At 36.8% G+C, this 15,393-nt stretch carries 11 protein-coding genes and 3 pseudogenes; 6 read left to right on the top strand and 8 right to left on the bottom strand.

What is annotated here, in order from left to right; translation table 11 throughout:
• Positions 1-12 precede the first annotated feature (12 nt).
• Positions 13-576, bottom strand: coding sequence for an alkyl hydroperoxide reductase subunit C (gene ahpC, locus FG390_RS14705; protein ID WP_141191794.1), 564 nt, complete (start codon positions 574-576; stop codon positions 13-15).
• Between the two features lie 368 nt (positions 577-944).
• Positions 945-2,294: an amino acid permease gene (locus tag FG390_RS14700; RefSeq protein WP_373681558.1), complete on the bottom strand. Its 1,350-nt coding sequence runs from the start codon at positions 2,292-2,294 to the stop codon at positions 945-947.
• A gap of 412 nt (positions 2,295-2,706) precedes the next feature.
• On the opposite strand from FG390_RS14700, the gene FG390_RS14695 reads away from it, so the two are divergent.
• Positions 2,707-4,170: a protein adenylyltransferase SelO gene (locus FG390_RS14695; protein WP_141191792.1), complete on the top strand. Its 1,464-nt coding sequence runs from the start codon at positions 2,707-2,709 to the stop codon at positions 4,168-4,170.
• Positions 4,171-4,332: 162 nt separating this feature from the next.
• On the opposite strand, the gene FG390_RS14690 is transcribed toward FG390_RS14695, so the two are convergent.
• The 4 genes from FG390_RS14690 to FG390_RS14675 all read right to left on the bottom strand — a co-directional run bounded on the left by FG390_RS14690 (position 4,333) and on the right by FG390_RS14675 (position 8,982).
• Positions 4,333-6,279: an ABC transporter permease gene (locus FG390_RS14690; protein WP_141191791.1), complete on the bottom strand. Its 1,947-nt coding sequence runs from the start codon at positions 6,277-6,279 to the stop codon at positions 4,333-4,335.
• A complete protein-coding gene (locus FG390_RS14685) occupies positions 6,269-7,030 on the bottom strand; it encodes an ABC transporter ATP-binding protein (protein ID WP_141191790.1) in 762 nt (253 codons plus the stop codon). Before FG390_RS14685 ends, FG390_RS14690 begins: the two co-directional genes overlap by 11 nt.
• Positions 7,031-7,289: 259 nt before the next feature.
• Positions 7,290-8,294, bottom strand: coding sequence for a sensor histidine kinase (locus tag FG390_RS14680; RefSeq protein ID WP_141191789.1), 1,005 nt, complete (start codon positions 8,292-8,294; stop codon positions 7,290-7,292).
• A gap of 1 nt (position 8,295) precedes the next feature.
• The gene (locus tag FG390_RS14675; protein ID WP_141191788.1) at positions 8,296-8,982 is read right to left on the bottom strand and encodes a response regulator transcription factor; all 687 of its coding nucleotides are present in this window, start codon (positions 8,980-8,982) and stop codon (positions 8,296-8,298) included.
• A 511-nt stretch (positions 8,983-9,493) separates the two neighbouring features.
• Here FG390_RS14675 and FG390_RS14670 point away from each other — a divergent pair.
• The 4 genes and pseudogenes from FG390_RS14670 (at position 9,494) to ssuD (ending at position 13,295) form a co-directional block, all read left to right on the top strand.
• Positions 9,494-10,251: pseudogene (locus tag FG390_RS14670) on the top strand (ABC transporter ATP-binding protein).
• Between the two features lie 26 nt (positions 10,252-10,277).
• Positions 10,278-11,257, top strand: a pseudogene (locus FG390_RS14665) (aliphatic sulfonate ABC transporter substrate-binding protein).
• Positions 11,258-11,272: 15 nt separating this feature from the next.
• The gene (locus FG390_RS14660) at positions 11,273-12,121 is read left to right on the top strand and encodes an ABC transporter permease (RefSeq protein WP_141191787.1); all 849 of its coding nucleotides are present in this window, start codon (positions 11,273-11,275) and stop codon (positions 12,119-12,121) included.
• A 37-nt stretch (positions 12,122-12,158) separates the two neighbouring features.
• Positions 12,159-13,295, top strand: a complete 1,137-nt coding sequence (ssuD, locus tag FG390_RS14655) for an FMNH2-dependent alkanesulfonate monooxygenase (protein WP_141191786.1) — start codon at positions 12,159-12,161, stop codon at positions 13,293-13,295.
• A 74-nt stretch (positions 13,296-13,369) separates the two neighbouring features.
• Here ssuD and FG390_RS14650 read toward each other — a convergent pair whose 3' ends face one another.
• Complete coding sequence (locus FG390_RS14650; RefSeq protein WP_141191785.1) at positions 13,370-14,269, bottom strand: LysR family transcriptional regulator; 900 nt, start codon at positions 14,267-14,269, stop codon at positions 13,370-13,372.
• 211 nt (positions 14,270-14,480) lie between these two features.
• Between FG390_RS14650 and ssuE the strand changes: the two genes are divergently transcribed.
• Positions 14,481-15,035: an NADPH-dependent FMN reductase gene (ssuE, locus tag FG390_RS14645; protein ID WP_141191784.1), complete on the top strand. Its 555-nt coding sequence runs from the start codon at positions 14,481-14,483 to the stop codon at positions 15,033-15,035.
• Between the two features lie 156 nt (positions 15,036-15,191).
• On the opposite strand, the pseudogene FG390_RS15940 reads toward ssuE, so the two are convergent.
• Positions 15,192-15,393: pseudogene (locus FG390_RS15940) on the bottom strand (RNA-guided endonuclease TnpB family protein); the annotation flags it as partial.

The raw sequence follows: 15,393 nt of genomic DNA, 5'->3' as shown, positions 1-15,393 counted from the left end.
TTATCGCACTCCTTAGATTTTACCTACAAGGTCAAGACTTGGTTTAAGTGTTTCAGATCCTTCTTGCCATTTTGCTGGGCATACTTCGCCTGGATTGTTGCGAACATATTGTGCAGCTTTGATTTTATTAACAAGAACACTTGCATCACGGCCGATGCCATCAGCATTAATTTCTGCAGCTTGAACAACACCGTCGGGATCGATGATAAATGTACCACGGTCAGCAAGACCTGAAGCTTCGTTTAAAACATCAAAGTTACGGCTGATCGTTTGTGATGGATCGCCGATCATAGCGTAAGTAATTTTATTGATTTTTTCAGATGCATCATGCCATCCTTTATGAACAAAGTGAGTATCTGTTGATACTGAATAAACTTCAACGCCTAATTCTTTCAAGGCTGGGTATTCATTTTGTAAGTCTTCAAGTTCTGTTGGACAAACAAAAGAAAAGTCCGCTGGGTAGAAACATACAACACTCCATTGACCTTTTAAGTCTTGTTCAGTTACATCAATGAACTCACCGTTTTTGTAAGCTTTCGCGTAAAATGGTTTTACTTCACTTCCGATAATTGACATAATGTATCTTCCTCCTAAAATATAATTTAAAATAACAAAGCAATTAGCTTTATTATTTATAATCATTATAATTACATATTAATTATTAAATAATAGTTTTTGTTTGTCAAGAAAAATGTTCATTTTTAATTTAAATCCAAAACAAGTTTATTGTTTCGCTCAAGAGTTTCGTTCGTTTATCCTAAATGGATATGTGTAATATATAATCATAACAATAGCATCTATGGCCGTTTATTCTCAATTAAAGATGAATTTGAAGGGTTTAATTATTTTCCTAAAAAAAGAAGACTGACATTTTATCAATCAGTCTTTGTTTATATTATTTACATGATTCAACTTGACAATATAGGGTAGAGAATTATCTGATTTCACTTTGTTTTTTTAGAAAATAAATAGGCAAGCACCAAAATAATAAACCAAACAGGTGTAACAAATAAAGCCATTCGGGTTTCAGTTGTGAAACCTAATACGACAACGACAAAAGCAAAAAATGCTAGTACAATCCAATTTGAGATTGGAGCAAATGGCATTTTAAATGTACTTGAGTGTTTAGGATTTAAATATCGAAAACGTAAATGTGCAATGAGGATGATCCCCCATACCCATAAGAAACAGATCGTCGCGATACTTGTCACCAGTGTAAATACGGCTGTGGCATCCAATAAATAGTTCAACAATACACCAATTAGTAATACCGACGTAGAAGCAAATAGGCCTGCCGAAGGTATATTTCGATGATTCAGCTTACCAAATAACTTAGGCGCTTTTCCTTCAAGGGATAATATGTAAAGCATTCTACTTGTACTAAATATCCCACTATTGCATGAAGAAGCCGCCGAAGTCAAAACAACAAAATTAATAATACCAGCAGCAGCAGGTATACCTATTAATTGAAACACTTTGACAAATGGACTACTTTCAGGATCAATCCCGTTCCATGGATAGATAGACATTATGATTAGTAAGGCACCTATGTAAAAAACAAGGATTCGAAGTGGGATACTATTAATGGCTTTCGGTAATGTGTTTTGTGGATCCTCTGCTTCCCCTGCTGTTACACCAACAAGTTCTATTCCTACAAAGGCAAATATAGCCATTTGGAAAGAAAAAATAAACCCAGAGGCCCCGTGCGGGAAAAATCCCCCGTGTGCCCATAAATGTGTAAAGGAGGCATTTGTACCATGTACATTAAACTTCATAATGACAAGTACAAACCCTGTGACGATTAATGCGATAATCGTTATAATTTTTATTAAGGCAAACCAAAATTCAATTTCTCCAAATGCCTTCACTGTGGCTAAGTTTATTAAAACTAATACAAAGACACAAATAAGAGCTGGTATCCATTGAGGAACATTTGGAAGCCAAAAATGTACATAAAGTCCTATTGCTGTAATTTCCGCAATACCAGTTACAACCCAGCAAAACCAATAGGTCCAACCCGTTATGAAACCTGCCCAGGAACCAATATATTGTTCTGCAAATTTGGTAAAAGATCCTGTTGTAGGATTATCTACTAAAAGTTCACCAAGTGCTCGCATCATAAAGAAAACGGCAATCCCGATGCATAAATAAACAAGCATAATGGATGGACCGGCAAAATGAATTGATTTTCCAGCTCCTAAAAATAATCCTGTTCCTATTGCGCCCCCTATGGCAATAAGTTGAATATGCCTGTTTTTTAATCCACGCTTTAAATTCTGACTTTTCATATAAATCGTCCTCATTTAATTTTGTTTCGTTCTAATTCAACTAAGGCTCAATAACATCTTTCCCATCATACTATAATTTTTTCATATATGTAAATCTGACTTCAATGAAGATTTAAAGTTAAAGTTAACGATGTTAAATATCGTGTGGCTGGCGTCTGAAGCTACCACATCATGTGGAAAGCTGGTCCAAAGAAAACTGCCTTAATTTGCCGTTTCTTTTAACAAGCACTTAAACTATCCAAAGTCCGTCTAACTATCGTTTTACTTTCGATTCCTTTAAGTTTAAGTATAATAAATAGGTATAAGCAGATATTAAAAGTGCCTGTTTTGTGTTGATATTAATTAGATAACATATATGTTTGTGTAAATTTCATATAGGAATAGATGATAAAAAGAAAAGGATATAAAGGAGATAATTATGACAAAGCGTAGCAAAGCAGGATGGAACTTTGACAACAGCTACACCCGTTTGCCGGAATTATTTTTTTCCAGTACCAATCCAACTCCCGTCCAGTCACCGAAGTTGGTCATTCTTAATCACTCTATCGCAACATCCTTGGGATTGAACATTCAAGAACTGCAAAGTGAAAATGGGGCAGCTGTGTTTGCTGGAAATGATATTCCTGAAGGTGCTGCACCTCTTGCGCAAGCTTATGCAGGGCACCAATTCGGACATTTTACGATGTTAGGGGACGGACGCGCGGTGCTGTTAGGTGAACAGATTACACTCGAAGGTGAGAGGTTTGATATTCAACTTAAGGGTTCAGGGAGAACACCATACTCTCGAGGCGGTGATGGCCGGGCAGCGCTTGGACCCATGCTGCGTGAGTATATCATTAGTGAAGCGATGCATGCACTGGGTATTCCTACCACCCGCAGTCTAGCGGTGGTCACTACGGGTGAGTCAATTATCCGAGAAACGAACCTGCCAGGTGCTATTCTTACTCGTGTGGCTGCCAGTCATCTGCGCGTTGGTACTTTTGAATATGCGGCCGAATGGGGAACGGAAGAGGAACTTCGGATTTTAGCTGACTATACAATCAATCGGCATTATCCATATATCACCAAAAATGAGAATCGGTATCTCAAACTCCTTGAAGAAGTGATCAAGCGGCAAGCGGAGCTTATTTCTAAATGGAAGCTAGTTGGTTTTGTTCATGGGGTGATGAATACTGATAACATGACGATTAGTGGAGAAACCATCGATTATGGTCCTTGTGCTTTCATGGATGCCTATGATCCGAAAACAGTATTCAGTTCCATTGACCGTCGTGGTCGCTATGCCTATGGTAATCAACCGCATATGGCGGGGTGGAACCTTGCGCGATTTGCTGAAACCTTATTGCCGCTTATCGATGATCATCAAGATAAGGCTGTCGAAAAAGCGCAGGAGAAAATTTCCCATTTTGCTGATCTTTATCAATCAAATTGGCTAAGAGGAATGAGAGCAAAACTTGGATTATTTAATGAAGAGGAACAGGATGAAACTCTTATTGGTGACCTCCTCAGTATGATGTTGAAATATGGCGCGGACTATACGAATACTTTCCGAGCATTAACATTAAATAAACCAGAGGATTCAGTCTTATTTGGAGCTACAGAATTCAAGGATTGGCAAAAACGCTGGGAGGCGAGATTAGTAAGACAGCAGGAATCGAAAGCATCCGCTACTCAGTTGATGCAGAAGAGCAATCCTGCGATAATTCCACGGAATCATCGGGTGGAAGAGGCATTAGCTGCGGCGGTGGAACAAGGGGATTATAACGTAATGCAACGGCTATTGGGTGTTCTTTCAAACCCTTACGCTTATTCTACTGAACAAACTGAATATGCGAAAGTATGTGAGTCAACAACGCCTTACAAAACTTTCTGTGGGACTTGATCACATAACGTGTAATTATTTTTATCCATTTTAATGGCATTCATATTGGCTTTACAATAGATGATGATCGTCTGAAAGAGATATGTAACTTTGGACAATCTAATAATAAAATAAAAGCATAAAGCTCCAGGCCTTCTTTGGCTGGAGCTTTATGCTTTTATGTTAAAGCGCTTCTTTGATCACTTTTTTGTAATAGAGAACCGAGAGTAATCCGAAAATTGAATACAAGGACGTATAGATAATCATGACCACAATCATTGGTGTCCAAAGCTCGGTACCAAACAGAAACCACCCTGATTTGACAGCAAAGTAACTATGAACTAGCCCAATAACCAAAGGGATTCCGAAATTAAAGAGTTGTTTTGCTTGAATTCCTTTTAGTAGATCTCCTTGAGTGAATCCAAGTTTTCTCAATACCGTATAATTGGGCTTTTCATCTTCACTTTCATCCATTTGTTTAAAATACAGAATACACCCTGATGTAACTAGAAAGGTTAATCCTAGAAAGCCGACAATGAACATCGTTAGTCCCATGACTTGTTTCTGATTATTGCTCATTTCAAGACGTGACAAATTTGTAGGATGCTTACTAATAGTCATATCCTGAAAAATATTATTGGCTTCTTCAATTTTTCCTTTGTCTTTGATATCGATTCCAATATAAAGAGAGGATTCGAGCTGAATCTTTGGGTTGATATCGTTCTTTAAATGCCGAAAAGTCGTTTCGTCAACAATGACAACGGGTAGGCCACCATGTGTGAAATTGTAGGGAAGAATGAATTCCTTTTCTAGACCTTTATATTTCTGAGAGATGGATTCCCTTTGTCCTTTTAATTCAATTTGTCCAGAACCTTTGAGGGACATTATTTTTTCTACTATATCATTGTATCCCGTAAAAAGGGTTTCATCCTTCGATAAATTGAGGTCTTTGACTGATTGGTCACTAATCACGGGAAGAGTCATGTTATTTGGATCAAAGTTTAATTCTTTTAACTTAGTATCCATTATTTCCGCAACATTGGCATTGACTTGAATGACATTAATTCTTTTTTCACGATAAGCAATGTCCTCGGCTTTTAGGGCCGCCTTAAATTGTTCTGCATCCTCAGTCGTTGTCAATGAAAAATGAGATGGTACATTCTTTTCAGCACTTTTCTCTGCTGAGAAGTATGAGATATAGCATAAGGATAATAAGCCAATTGCAAGCGCAGATACGGTTGTGATAATGGTTAATAATAAGGCATTTGATTTCATTCGAAACATAATGGAAGAGAGGGATAATACCTCATTAATATTCAAATAACCGCCCTTCTTTTTTCGAATGATATTTGTGATAAATGTAACCGATCCTTTATAAAAAAGATACGTCCCGATGATAACAGAACCAAGGATAAAACTCATGGCTATGAAGAGTTCGCTCATTGTTGTAAAATCCCCATCAAATAGTTTTGATGAAATATAGTAGCCTGTAAGAATCAACACTATGCCCATCGCCCCGAAGACGATCTCAAAAACGCTTATTTTTCTAACTTTATTTTCTGTCGAAGAAATGACTCTAAATAAGGATAAAATCGTTTGTCTTTTAATAAATAGATAGTTCATCAACATGATGAGGAGGTAGATGGCACAAAAAACAATGAGTGTTTGAATGAATGCTTCTTCAGAAAATTGAAGTGTTGTGCTTGTCTCAAGACCCATAAATTTAAATAAAATCATCATCATTAATTTTGAACTGGAAAATCCTATAAAGATTCCGATAAGTAGAGAACTGAAATAAAGAATAAAGTTCTCAGCACTTAAGAGGCGGAAGATGCCACCCTTTGTCATTCCGATTAATTGGAATAAGCCAATCTCTTTGCTGCGCCTTTTCATAAAAAGTTGATTAGCATATAAAAGAAAAATAGAGACAATGGCAATGAGTAATATGGCGGCTGTTTTAATGGCAGCTGCACCTTTAACCGATCCTTTTGCTTCATTCATGGAAGGATCATACTGCAGTGTAACAAATGCGAAATAAAGCGAGACGCTAAAAATTAAGGCAAACACATAGAGATAATAGTTTTTTAGATTTTTTTTCAGGTTGCGAAGGATGAGGTGATTAATGCTCATTTTGCACCCCTCCTAATACAGCTTGTGTTTTCATTATGTCATTGAAAAAGGCTTGTCTGGTTTCTTCCCCTTTATTTAATTGTGTATATATTTGCCCATCTTTGATAAAAATGACCCTGCTGCAATAACCGGCAGCAACCGGATCATGAGTAACCATCATAATAGTTGCCCTTCGTTTCTGGTTTAATTCGCTGAGCTTATTTAATAAATCTGATGCTGATTTTGAATCGAGTGCACCGGTTGGTTCGTCAGCAAAGATGATGCTTGGCTGATGGATAAATGACCTGGCTGCAGACGTGCGCTGTTTTTGGCCGCCGGATATTTCATTTGGATATTTATCTTTTAAATCATAAATGCCCAGTTCTATAGCGACCTCTTTAAATTTTTGATCAGCTTCTTTTTTTGACACTTTTGTAATCGATAATGGTAAAAGAATATTTTCCTTGACCGTTAGAGTATCCAATAAATTATACTCTTGGAAGATAAACCCCAAGTGATTCTTGCGGAATTCAGCTAACTGTTTTTCTTTCATTCCGGTCATTTCCTTTCCATCAATATGGATTGTTCCATGACTAACTTGATCAATGGAGGAAAGAACATTAAGTAATGTTGTTTTCCCAGAACCAGAGGCCCCCATAATGCTAACAAATTCACCCTCCGCAACGCTAATATCGATGCCCTTCAATACCTCTTGTTTATTAAATTTATTGCCATAGCTTTTATATATTTTAGTTGCTTCTAATATCCTCATTTTTAACACGCTCCTTAATTTGATAGAGGTTGTTCAAAAAGTCACCAAATGATAAGCTATGAATCTCGGCGTTGGCTTGTTTTTCCGGTCCTCATGTAGTAAAAACCTACATTCTGGTCCTCAAAACAGCGCCGCCTTGATCTTCTTGCTTCTAATTTGCCGCCTTTTTGAACACGCACTGATAGTTTAATTATAAAGAGCCTTACTCCCGTTTTCCTTCGATTTAGCTAACAGACAATAAAAGCATGTGACATTTTTGTCACACGCCTGCAATATGATGAAATTCATTTCTTTTTGGAAAGGTTAAGGTAAACGTTGTTCCTGTTTCAGGTTTTGAAATGACGTCAATATGGAGTAATAATGGTTGGGCTGCTTTTTTGGCTAAGTATAGACCCATGCCTGTTGCTACATTATCCTGATGTTTGGATGTGGAGGTAAAACCTTTATCAAATATGCGCGGTAAGTCTTTAGGGTCAATCCCGCGTCCGAAATCTTTAATCTCTAAGGTCGTTTGACCATTTTGTTGGCAGGTTTTAATGATAATATCCGATGCTTCACTATATTTTACGGAGTTGGTTAATAGCTGTCTGATAATAAATGCTAGCCATTTTCCATCACTAAAGACTTCAGTGACCTCTAAATCTACATCAAATCCAATCCCTTTTTGGATACACCATGACTGTAATGCTTTTAGCTCCTTAAAAATTAACGCTTTTACATCAATCTTTTCTATGTATAAATCATTTTTAATAAAAAGGATACGCTTTTGATGAAGTTTTTGGTCAAGCAGCAAATGAATTCGCAGCCATTCATGAGTCAATTGTGCCTTCATGATTTCGTCATCTAAGCGTTCAATCATTAAATGCATGGCTGTTAACGGCGTTTTCACCTCATGAATCCAAGATAATAGCTCATCCTTCTCCTGCTCTAAGGTCAGTCGATTTTGTGATGCTTCCTTCTTTAATTGGTCCGTTTGATTCGTCAAACTTTCTTCGATTATTTTTTCAAAAGGACTTTCTGCAGTGGCTAAACTTGTTAAATCAAGATGGGTATCCCATTCTTCCAGGTTTTTATAAAAATTCGTTTCTTTACGATAGCGGATGATGATAAAAATGGGAAAGATGATGGCAAATAAAAAAGCGATATAAAGGACGGGAGCTAACGGAATGGCCGGATCAATATAAGAGATAAAGATGATAAGTAGCATCATGAAAAGAAATAGAAAAATCCAGCTGCATCTTTCAATCAAAAATTTTCTAATCAAGTCAATTTACCTCTTCTACAGCCATGTAACCTTGCCCTACTTTTGTTTCAATATAGCGCCCTAAACCAAGATCATCTAGTTTTTTACGTAAACGATTGATATTGACCGTTAAGGTATTATCGCTAACAAAGCGCTTATCATCCCATAAACTTTTGATTAATTCTTCTCGGCTGATGATTTTATTTTTTTGCTCCATTAGCTGTTTTAAAATGAAAATTTCATTTTTTGTCAGCTCAATCGACCCAGTCTCGTTGGAAACCGTACTATTCTCATAATCCACTGTCGCTCTATTCCATGTTTTAAGTTTGATTTGTTCGGTACTGTAATTATAGACGCGGCGAAGGATCGCTTGTATCTTTGCAATGAGTACATCAAAATGAAATGGTTTTTGAATAAAGTCATCCGCACCAAGCTGCATGGACATCACCATATCGGTAGGATGATCACGTGATGATAAAAATAAGATCGGTACGTTCGAATGCGCTCGAATCATCCGGCACCAATGGAAGCCATCAAACTTAGGCAATTGAATATCAATAATCACTAAATGAGGTTTTATTGCTGTAAATTCTTGCATGACTTTACTAAAATCAGCAATCCCATAAACATCATAAGACCACCCAGTTAAACGATCCTTAATTTCATTAAATAGTGTCACGTCATCTTCAATTAATAGAAGTTTAAACAATTGAATCACCACACAATTTAATTTTTGTTATATATGAATTGTATAGTAAAAATTTTCTCAGTGCTATAACGGATATTTTGATACTTTTTTGGATGGACATCATTCGGGGAGTGGCACTAGGCACCTTTAATTAAATTTATTAATCACTAGCCAAAATTTTTTCAATTAGCCAATGGTAAGAAAATCGGTTAATATTTAATTTAAATTACAACTAAATACATCGGAATAGGATGAGCTAAAGTGAGGTCTATCTTAGTTATCCACTCTCTATGGGCTTTTGTGGAAACAAACTGACTTATTTAAGAGAGTAAGGCACTTTTTTAACGTCCCACTATCAAATCAGAAACTAAATGTGATCACTTCTGATGTTAAAAGTGCATTCTTCGCTTCAAGGTGGTGTTAAATACTTCAGAAAATTTTTTATCCAAAACAAAGTACTTTTATAGGATTAGTTATATATTATCTTAATCGATTAAATAAGGAAGGCTCTAATATACGAGGAGGAGAACTTATGGAGATTAATGTAGATATAAGAGAAAAGACCTTTATAAAGGACCAAAAACCGGTTACAGTGCTGGATGATATTCACCTAACGATTAATAGTGGTGATTTTATAACTGTTATAGGACCTAGTGGATGTGGTAAAAGTACATTACTGAAAATTATAGCGGGATTAGACATTGATTATGAGGGGAGTATTGTGATTGGGAGTAAAGAAGTAAAGAAACCGAGCATTGAAAAAGGATTTATCTTTCAAGAACATCGGCTGTTTCCATGGTTGACGGTCGAACAAAATATCGCAGCGAATCTCCCTTTAAAAAAACCAGAAATACGTGCGAAGGTTTCTCAACTGATTGATATCGTACGTTTAAATGGTTATGAAAAAGCTTATCCCAAGGAATTATCGGGTGGCATGTCGCACGAGTTGCGATTGCAAGAGCGTTGCTCAGAGAACCAAAAGTATTACTTTTAGATGAACCATTTGGTGCTTTAGATGCCTTTACAAGGCAACATCTACAAGATGTTCTTGTTGAAATATGGTTAAAAACAAAAACGACCATGATCTTAGTTACGCATGATTTAGATGAATCTGTTTATTTAGGGACAAAAGTGATCGTCATGAAATCAAAACCTGGCACAGTCGGACATATTATTCCGATTGAATTACCATTTCCAAGACAACGGACTCACCAATCTTTTCAAAAGGCAAGGCAAAATGTCTTGAAACACTTTGAGCAACTCGATCATTATTCAGCGGCTGATGCTTAAGAAATTGAGACAATGGGGGAGAAAATATGAAAAAAATAATTGTATTACTTTTAATCATGACGACGGCCATTTCGATGGTGGGTTGCGGCAGAGGAAATAGTAGTGGAAATTCTAAAGATATAACCATTAATATCGGAATTCAACAAGAAATAGGACCACTACTATTAGCGAAACAAAAGGGGTTATTTGAGAAAGCCTTTAAGAAAGATCACGTCAATGTGAAATGGACAGAATTCCAAAGTGGACCACCACAAATAGAAGCGATTTCTGCCAATCATCTCGACTTTGCTGGAGTAGGAAATGCACCTGTTATTACAGCGCAAGCAGCGGGAGTTGATTTTAAAGAAATAGCCAATACAAAACAAGGTCTAAAGGGTGATGCGATTCTTGTACCTAAAAATAGTTCAATCAAAACGCTAAAGGATCTTAGAGGAAAAAAATTGCTGTCGCCAAGGGGAGTAGTGGATATTACCTTCTCTATAAAACTTTACAAAAAGCTGGGCTAAAAGATTCTGATGTTCAAATTATTCAACTTCAACCTGATGAAGCTCAGTCAGCCTTTAATTCAAAGAAAGTGGATGCATGGTCTATTTGGGAACCGTTCATTTCCTATCAAACAATTAAAAATAAATCAAGAGTACTTATAGATGAAGAACAATTAGGTACGTATGCACCAAGTTTTTTATTAGCCCGAACACAATTCACAAAAGATCATCCAGATTTAACAGTTAAATTTTTGAAAGTTTTTGAGGAGGCGCGTCAATGGGAAAAAAATCACTACGACGAAGCTGTATCGATTTATAGCCAAGCTAAAAACCTAGATAGCCAAGTGGTTAAAACAGCGCTAAAGAATAACCCGACCGTGACTAAACCCATCTCAGATAGTATCAATCAAGCGCAACAGGATACGGCAGATTTCTCATACGCACAGAAAATCATTAATAAAAAAATCGATACAAACAAAGTTGTTGATAATCAATTCATTGAAAAAGCCCTAAAAAAATAAAAGTAGGTGATAAGAATGGATAAAGGTGAAGCTGCAGCAAGCGTCGTATTACAGCCAGACTTAGTAAAGGATCATGTCAAGGTGTCATTTAAAATGAAGAAAAAGCGAAATTCTAGGTTTATTGCAGGTCTTATTCTACCTGTTATTGTGGTGGTCTTATGGCAAACGGTATGTTCATTAGGATGGGTTACCAAAATTATATTGCCTTCACCAGTTGCCATCATTTTAGCTGCTAAGGAACTGATTGCGTCGGGAGTTCTTTTTACACATTTAAAAGTGAGTTTAATTCGGGCGATATTTGGTTTTATCATTGGAGGTGGATTAGGCCTCGCGTTAGGAGCACTCGTCGGTTTATCTTCAAGGTCTGAAAAATTACTAGATCCGAGTCTACAAATGTTACGAACCATTCCTCATTTAGCCATATCTCCACTTTTTATCTTGTGGTTTGGAATTGGTGAGGAGTCGAAAGTTTTATTAATTGCTTTAGGGGCATTCTTCCCTTTGTATGTGAATACTTTCTTAGGAATCCGCCGGGTGGATGCAAAATTATTTGCTGTGTCTCGTGTGCTTGAGTTTAGTAAATTTAAGCAATTGAAACTCCTTATTATACCAGCTGCGCTGCCAAATATACTATTGGGTTTGCGTTTGTCATTAGGTGCCGCTTGGTTATCCTTGGTTGTTGCGGAGCTTATGGGATCCACTGAAGGTATTGGTTATATGATGTTAGACGCTAGGCAATTCAGTAATACAGATGTTGTCTTTGTTGGAATTATTATATTTGCCATTGTTGGTAAGTTAACGGATTCTCTTGTCAAACTCATAGAAAAACATAATTTGAAATGGCAGGATACCTATAAAGGTTGATAGATAACAAATTTAAACTTAAGGAGTGTTAATTAATATGGATATATTATGGTTTATTCCTTCTCATGGTGATGGTCGCTATCTCGGTACAACCAAAGGAGGGCGTTTAGGAGAATACCGCTACTTTAAGCAAATTGCTCAAGCTGCAGATAATCTAGGATTTAAAGGTGTCCTTATTCCTACGGGAAAATCATGTGAAGATCCTTGGCTATTAGCCTCAGCATTAGCGTCTGAAACAAGGGATTTACGTTTTCTTGTCGCAGTAAGGCCGGGGCTAATGTCACCTACTTTAGCCGCAAGAATGACCGCGACGCTCGATCGAATTTCAGGAGGGCGAGTGTTGATTAATGTGGTAGCTGGAGGTGATCCAACGGAACTCGCAGGTGATGGACTTTTTTTAAAACATGATGAGCGATATGAAGCAACGGATGAGTTTTTACATGTGTGGGAAAAACTATTGCAAGGTGAAGACGTTGACTTTAAGGGTAAGCATATCCATGTTGAAGGAGCGAACCTATTATTCCCACCTATACAAGCACCTCATCCACCGATTTATTTTGGTGGTTCTTCAGAAGCAGGGAAAAAAGTAGCGGCCAAACACTCTGATGTGTATTTAACATGGGGAGAGGCGCCTCAAGAGGCAGCAAAGAAAATTAATGAAGTCAAAAAACTCGCAGAAAAAGAAGGGCGAACTGTAAAATTTGGTATTCGGCTGCATGTTATCGTAAGGGAAACAGAGAAAGAAGCATGGGAAGCTGCTGAGAGATTAATTGAACATGTGGACGAGAAGGCGATTGAGAAAGCGAGTAGCGTACTATCTCGTTATGATTCTGTTGGGCAACAACGGATGGGTAAGTTACATCAAGATGGGAATAAAAGTAGAGAAGCCCTTGAAATAAGTCCAAATCTTTGGGCTGGCGTTGGTCTTGTTCGAGGCGGGGCAGGGACAGCTCTTGTTGGTGACCCAAAAACGGTAGCTCAAAGAATTCTGGAATATAAAGAATTAGGTTTCGATCATTTTGTTTTATCGGGCTATCCTCATCTAGAAGAAGCTTACCGGGTAGCTGAATTACTATTTCCTTTATTACCTTTAGAAGGCAAAGAAAAGAATCAGGCCTTTACGCGAGGTGAAATAATTGGAAACAGCATTTCACCGAGTTTTATCAAAGTTTGATCGATTCTTTCATTTGATTAAGAGGGGCAATTGATACAATTTCCCCTCTATTTTTCTTCACCTTGCAAACCGGCTTAAAGTGCTAAATCGTTTTGTTCGGAAAAAGAGTCTTTAATTTTTGAAATAAGTTCTTGAGCTGCACTTGAGTTAATCGGATGGTTATCATTGGTGAGAATACCTATAGATGGATGGATGTAAATATCTGTAATAGGAATGACTTTTGTATGGGCTATGGGATGTAAATTAGATGTCTCCGTGAAAATTGACACGCCAATGTTCTGTTGAACGAAGTATTTATGAGCTGTACTTTTTGTAACTATCATTTTCTTGTAAGAGTCACCAATCGTTTTTTTTAACGCTTGTTCTATTTGGATACGAATAGGGCAATTTACAGGTGTGAAGATAAACCGTTCATTTCGTAGATCATTCAGTGACACTTCGTGTTGCTTTGCTAAGGGATTGATCTCACCGACAAGAAGAACTAATTTACCATGATAAAATGCTTCATAATAATTCTCTAATTTAATTTCTGGTTCACCGCATATGGCAAAATCAATTTCACCTTTTTCAAGCATCTGACTGCATGTTTCGGTATCTTCAATAAAGACATCCACTGAAATATTTGGATAGGTGTCCAAAAAGTTTGATAAAACTTTTGGAAATTTAAAGCTTGCTGTAGGTTCTGAAATACCAATCCTAATGGTACCTGTTATTCCTAAACGCAATTGCTCAATCTCTGAATCTAATATTTGATAATCTCGGAGTAATTTTTTTGAACGATGAAGGAATAATCTCCCACTATGAGTGAGTTTAAGAACTTTACCACGTTCAAAAAGTTTAATGCCGAGGTCTCTTTCGAGTTGTTTAATTCGAAATGTAATTGTAGGTTGTGAATAGTTAAGTTTCTCAGCTGCTTTTTGGAAACTTCCAAACTCGACCACAGAATGAAAAGTTTTTATCGCTCGAATTTCCAAGATATTTACCTCCCCATCTATTTATTTAAGAAATTAATACCAATTATTCTACTATGTTTTATATGAATTAGAAAGTATAAAGTATTTATAAAATTAAATTTATTTATTTGTTATCCAAAACTTTTTGATTAGTCAGGACTGGGAAATTGTTATACAATGAGTTCAACTTAAATATAACTAAACATATAGGAATAATGGAGGATAAGAAAATATGAAAACAATAACGATCATATCCGGTTCATACTCTTTATCATCGCGTTTAAATGGTTTAATTGAATTTATTGATCACTATTATAGCCAAGAGATACATCTAAATTTTATTCATGTTCATCAATTATCGGCGAAAGCATTGATTACCGCTGATTATAGTGACCCGTCTATATTACAAGCAAATCAACTAGTCGAAGAAAGTCAAGGCGTCATCGTTGCAACACCAACTTTTAAAGCCTCATATTCAGGTATTTTAAAGACTTATTTGGATTTGTTACCTCAACATATTTTTGACAATAAGGTTGTCTTACCTTTGGCTATAGGCGGTTCATCAGCCCATCTACTTATACTTAAATATGCATTAGAACCAGTTCTTTCAGAATTAGGAGCCCAACATATTGTTCACGGGGTGTATACATTAGACAGTCAGATCAAACGAAGAGATGGTGGAGGTTTTGAATTAGATGCAGATGCGAGTAAACGTTTAAGTGTTGCTCTGGATTATCTAAAAAAATTACTGGCTGAACCTCTCATGACTAAAGTCACGAGGTTCTAAGGTACTTTCATTCAGCCTTCGTCTGAATAACCGAAAACGAGTTGTCGGCTGATATCAGCCACTCAGCTATTTCCCTTAGACTTTCATGGACAAGGCAACGATTGCTGCCATTATCGCCCTGTGGGCTCAGTTCAAAACCCTTTTGGTATCGATGTTTTACAAGCCGATACTGCTTAAGTGCTTTTTGTTCAAATGTTTTATTCGTTCTATTTCCTGTTGGTGCTTATCAAAGAAGTGGTTCCAAGTTTTATTTGCCCGTTCAACGTCTATTTCACACAGATTATCTTTTGTATTCATAATGAGGAAGGCACTATACAAATCACGTTGAACATCACCTTGTTCGAAGTGGTTCCAACGT

This window comes from Terrilactibacillus laevilacticus (genome assembly GCF_006517395.1).
GTDB lineage: Bacteria > Bacillota > Bacilli > Bacillales > Sporolactobacillaceae > Terrilactibacillus > Terrilactibacillus laevilacticus.
The sequence above is the reverse complement of the archived record's forward strand: the minus strand, read 5'-3'. Positions and strand labels throughout refer to the sequence as shown.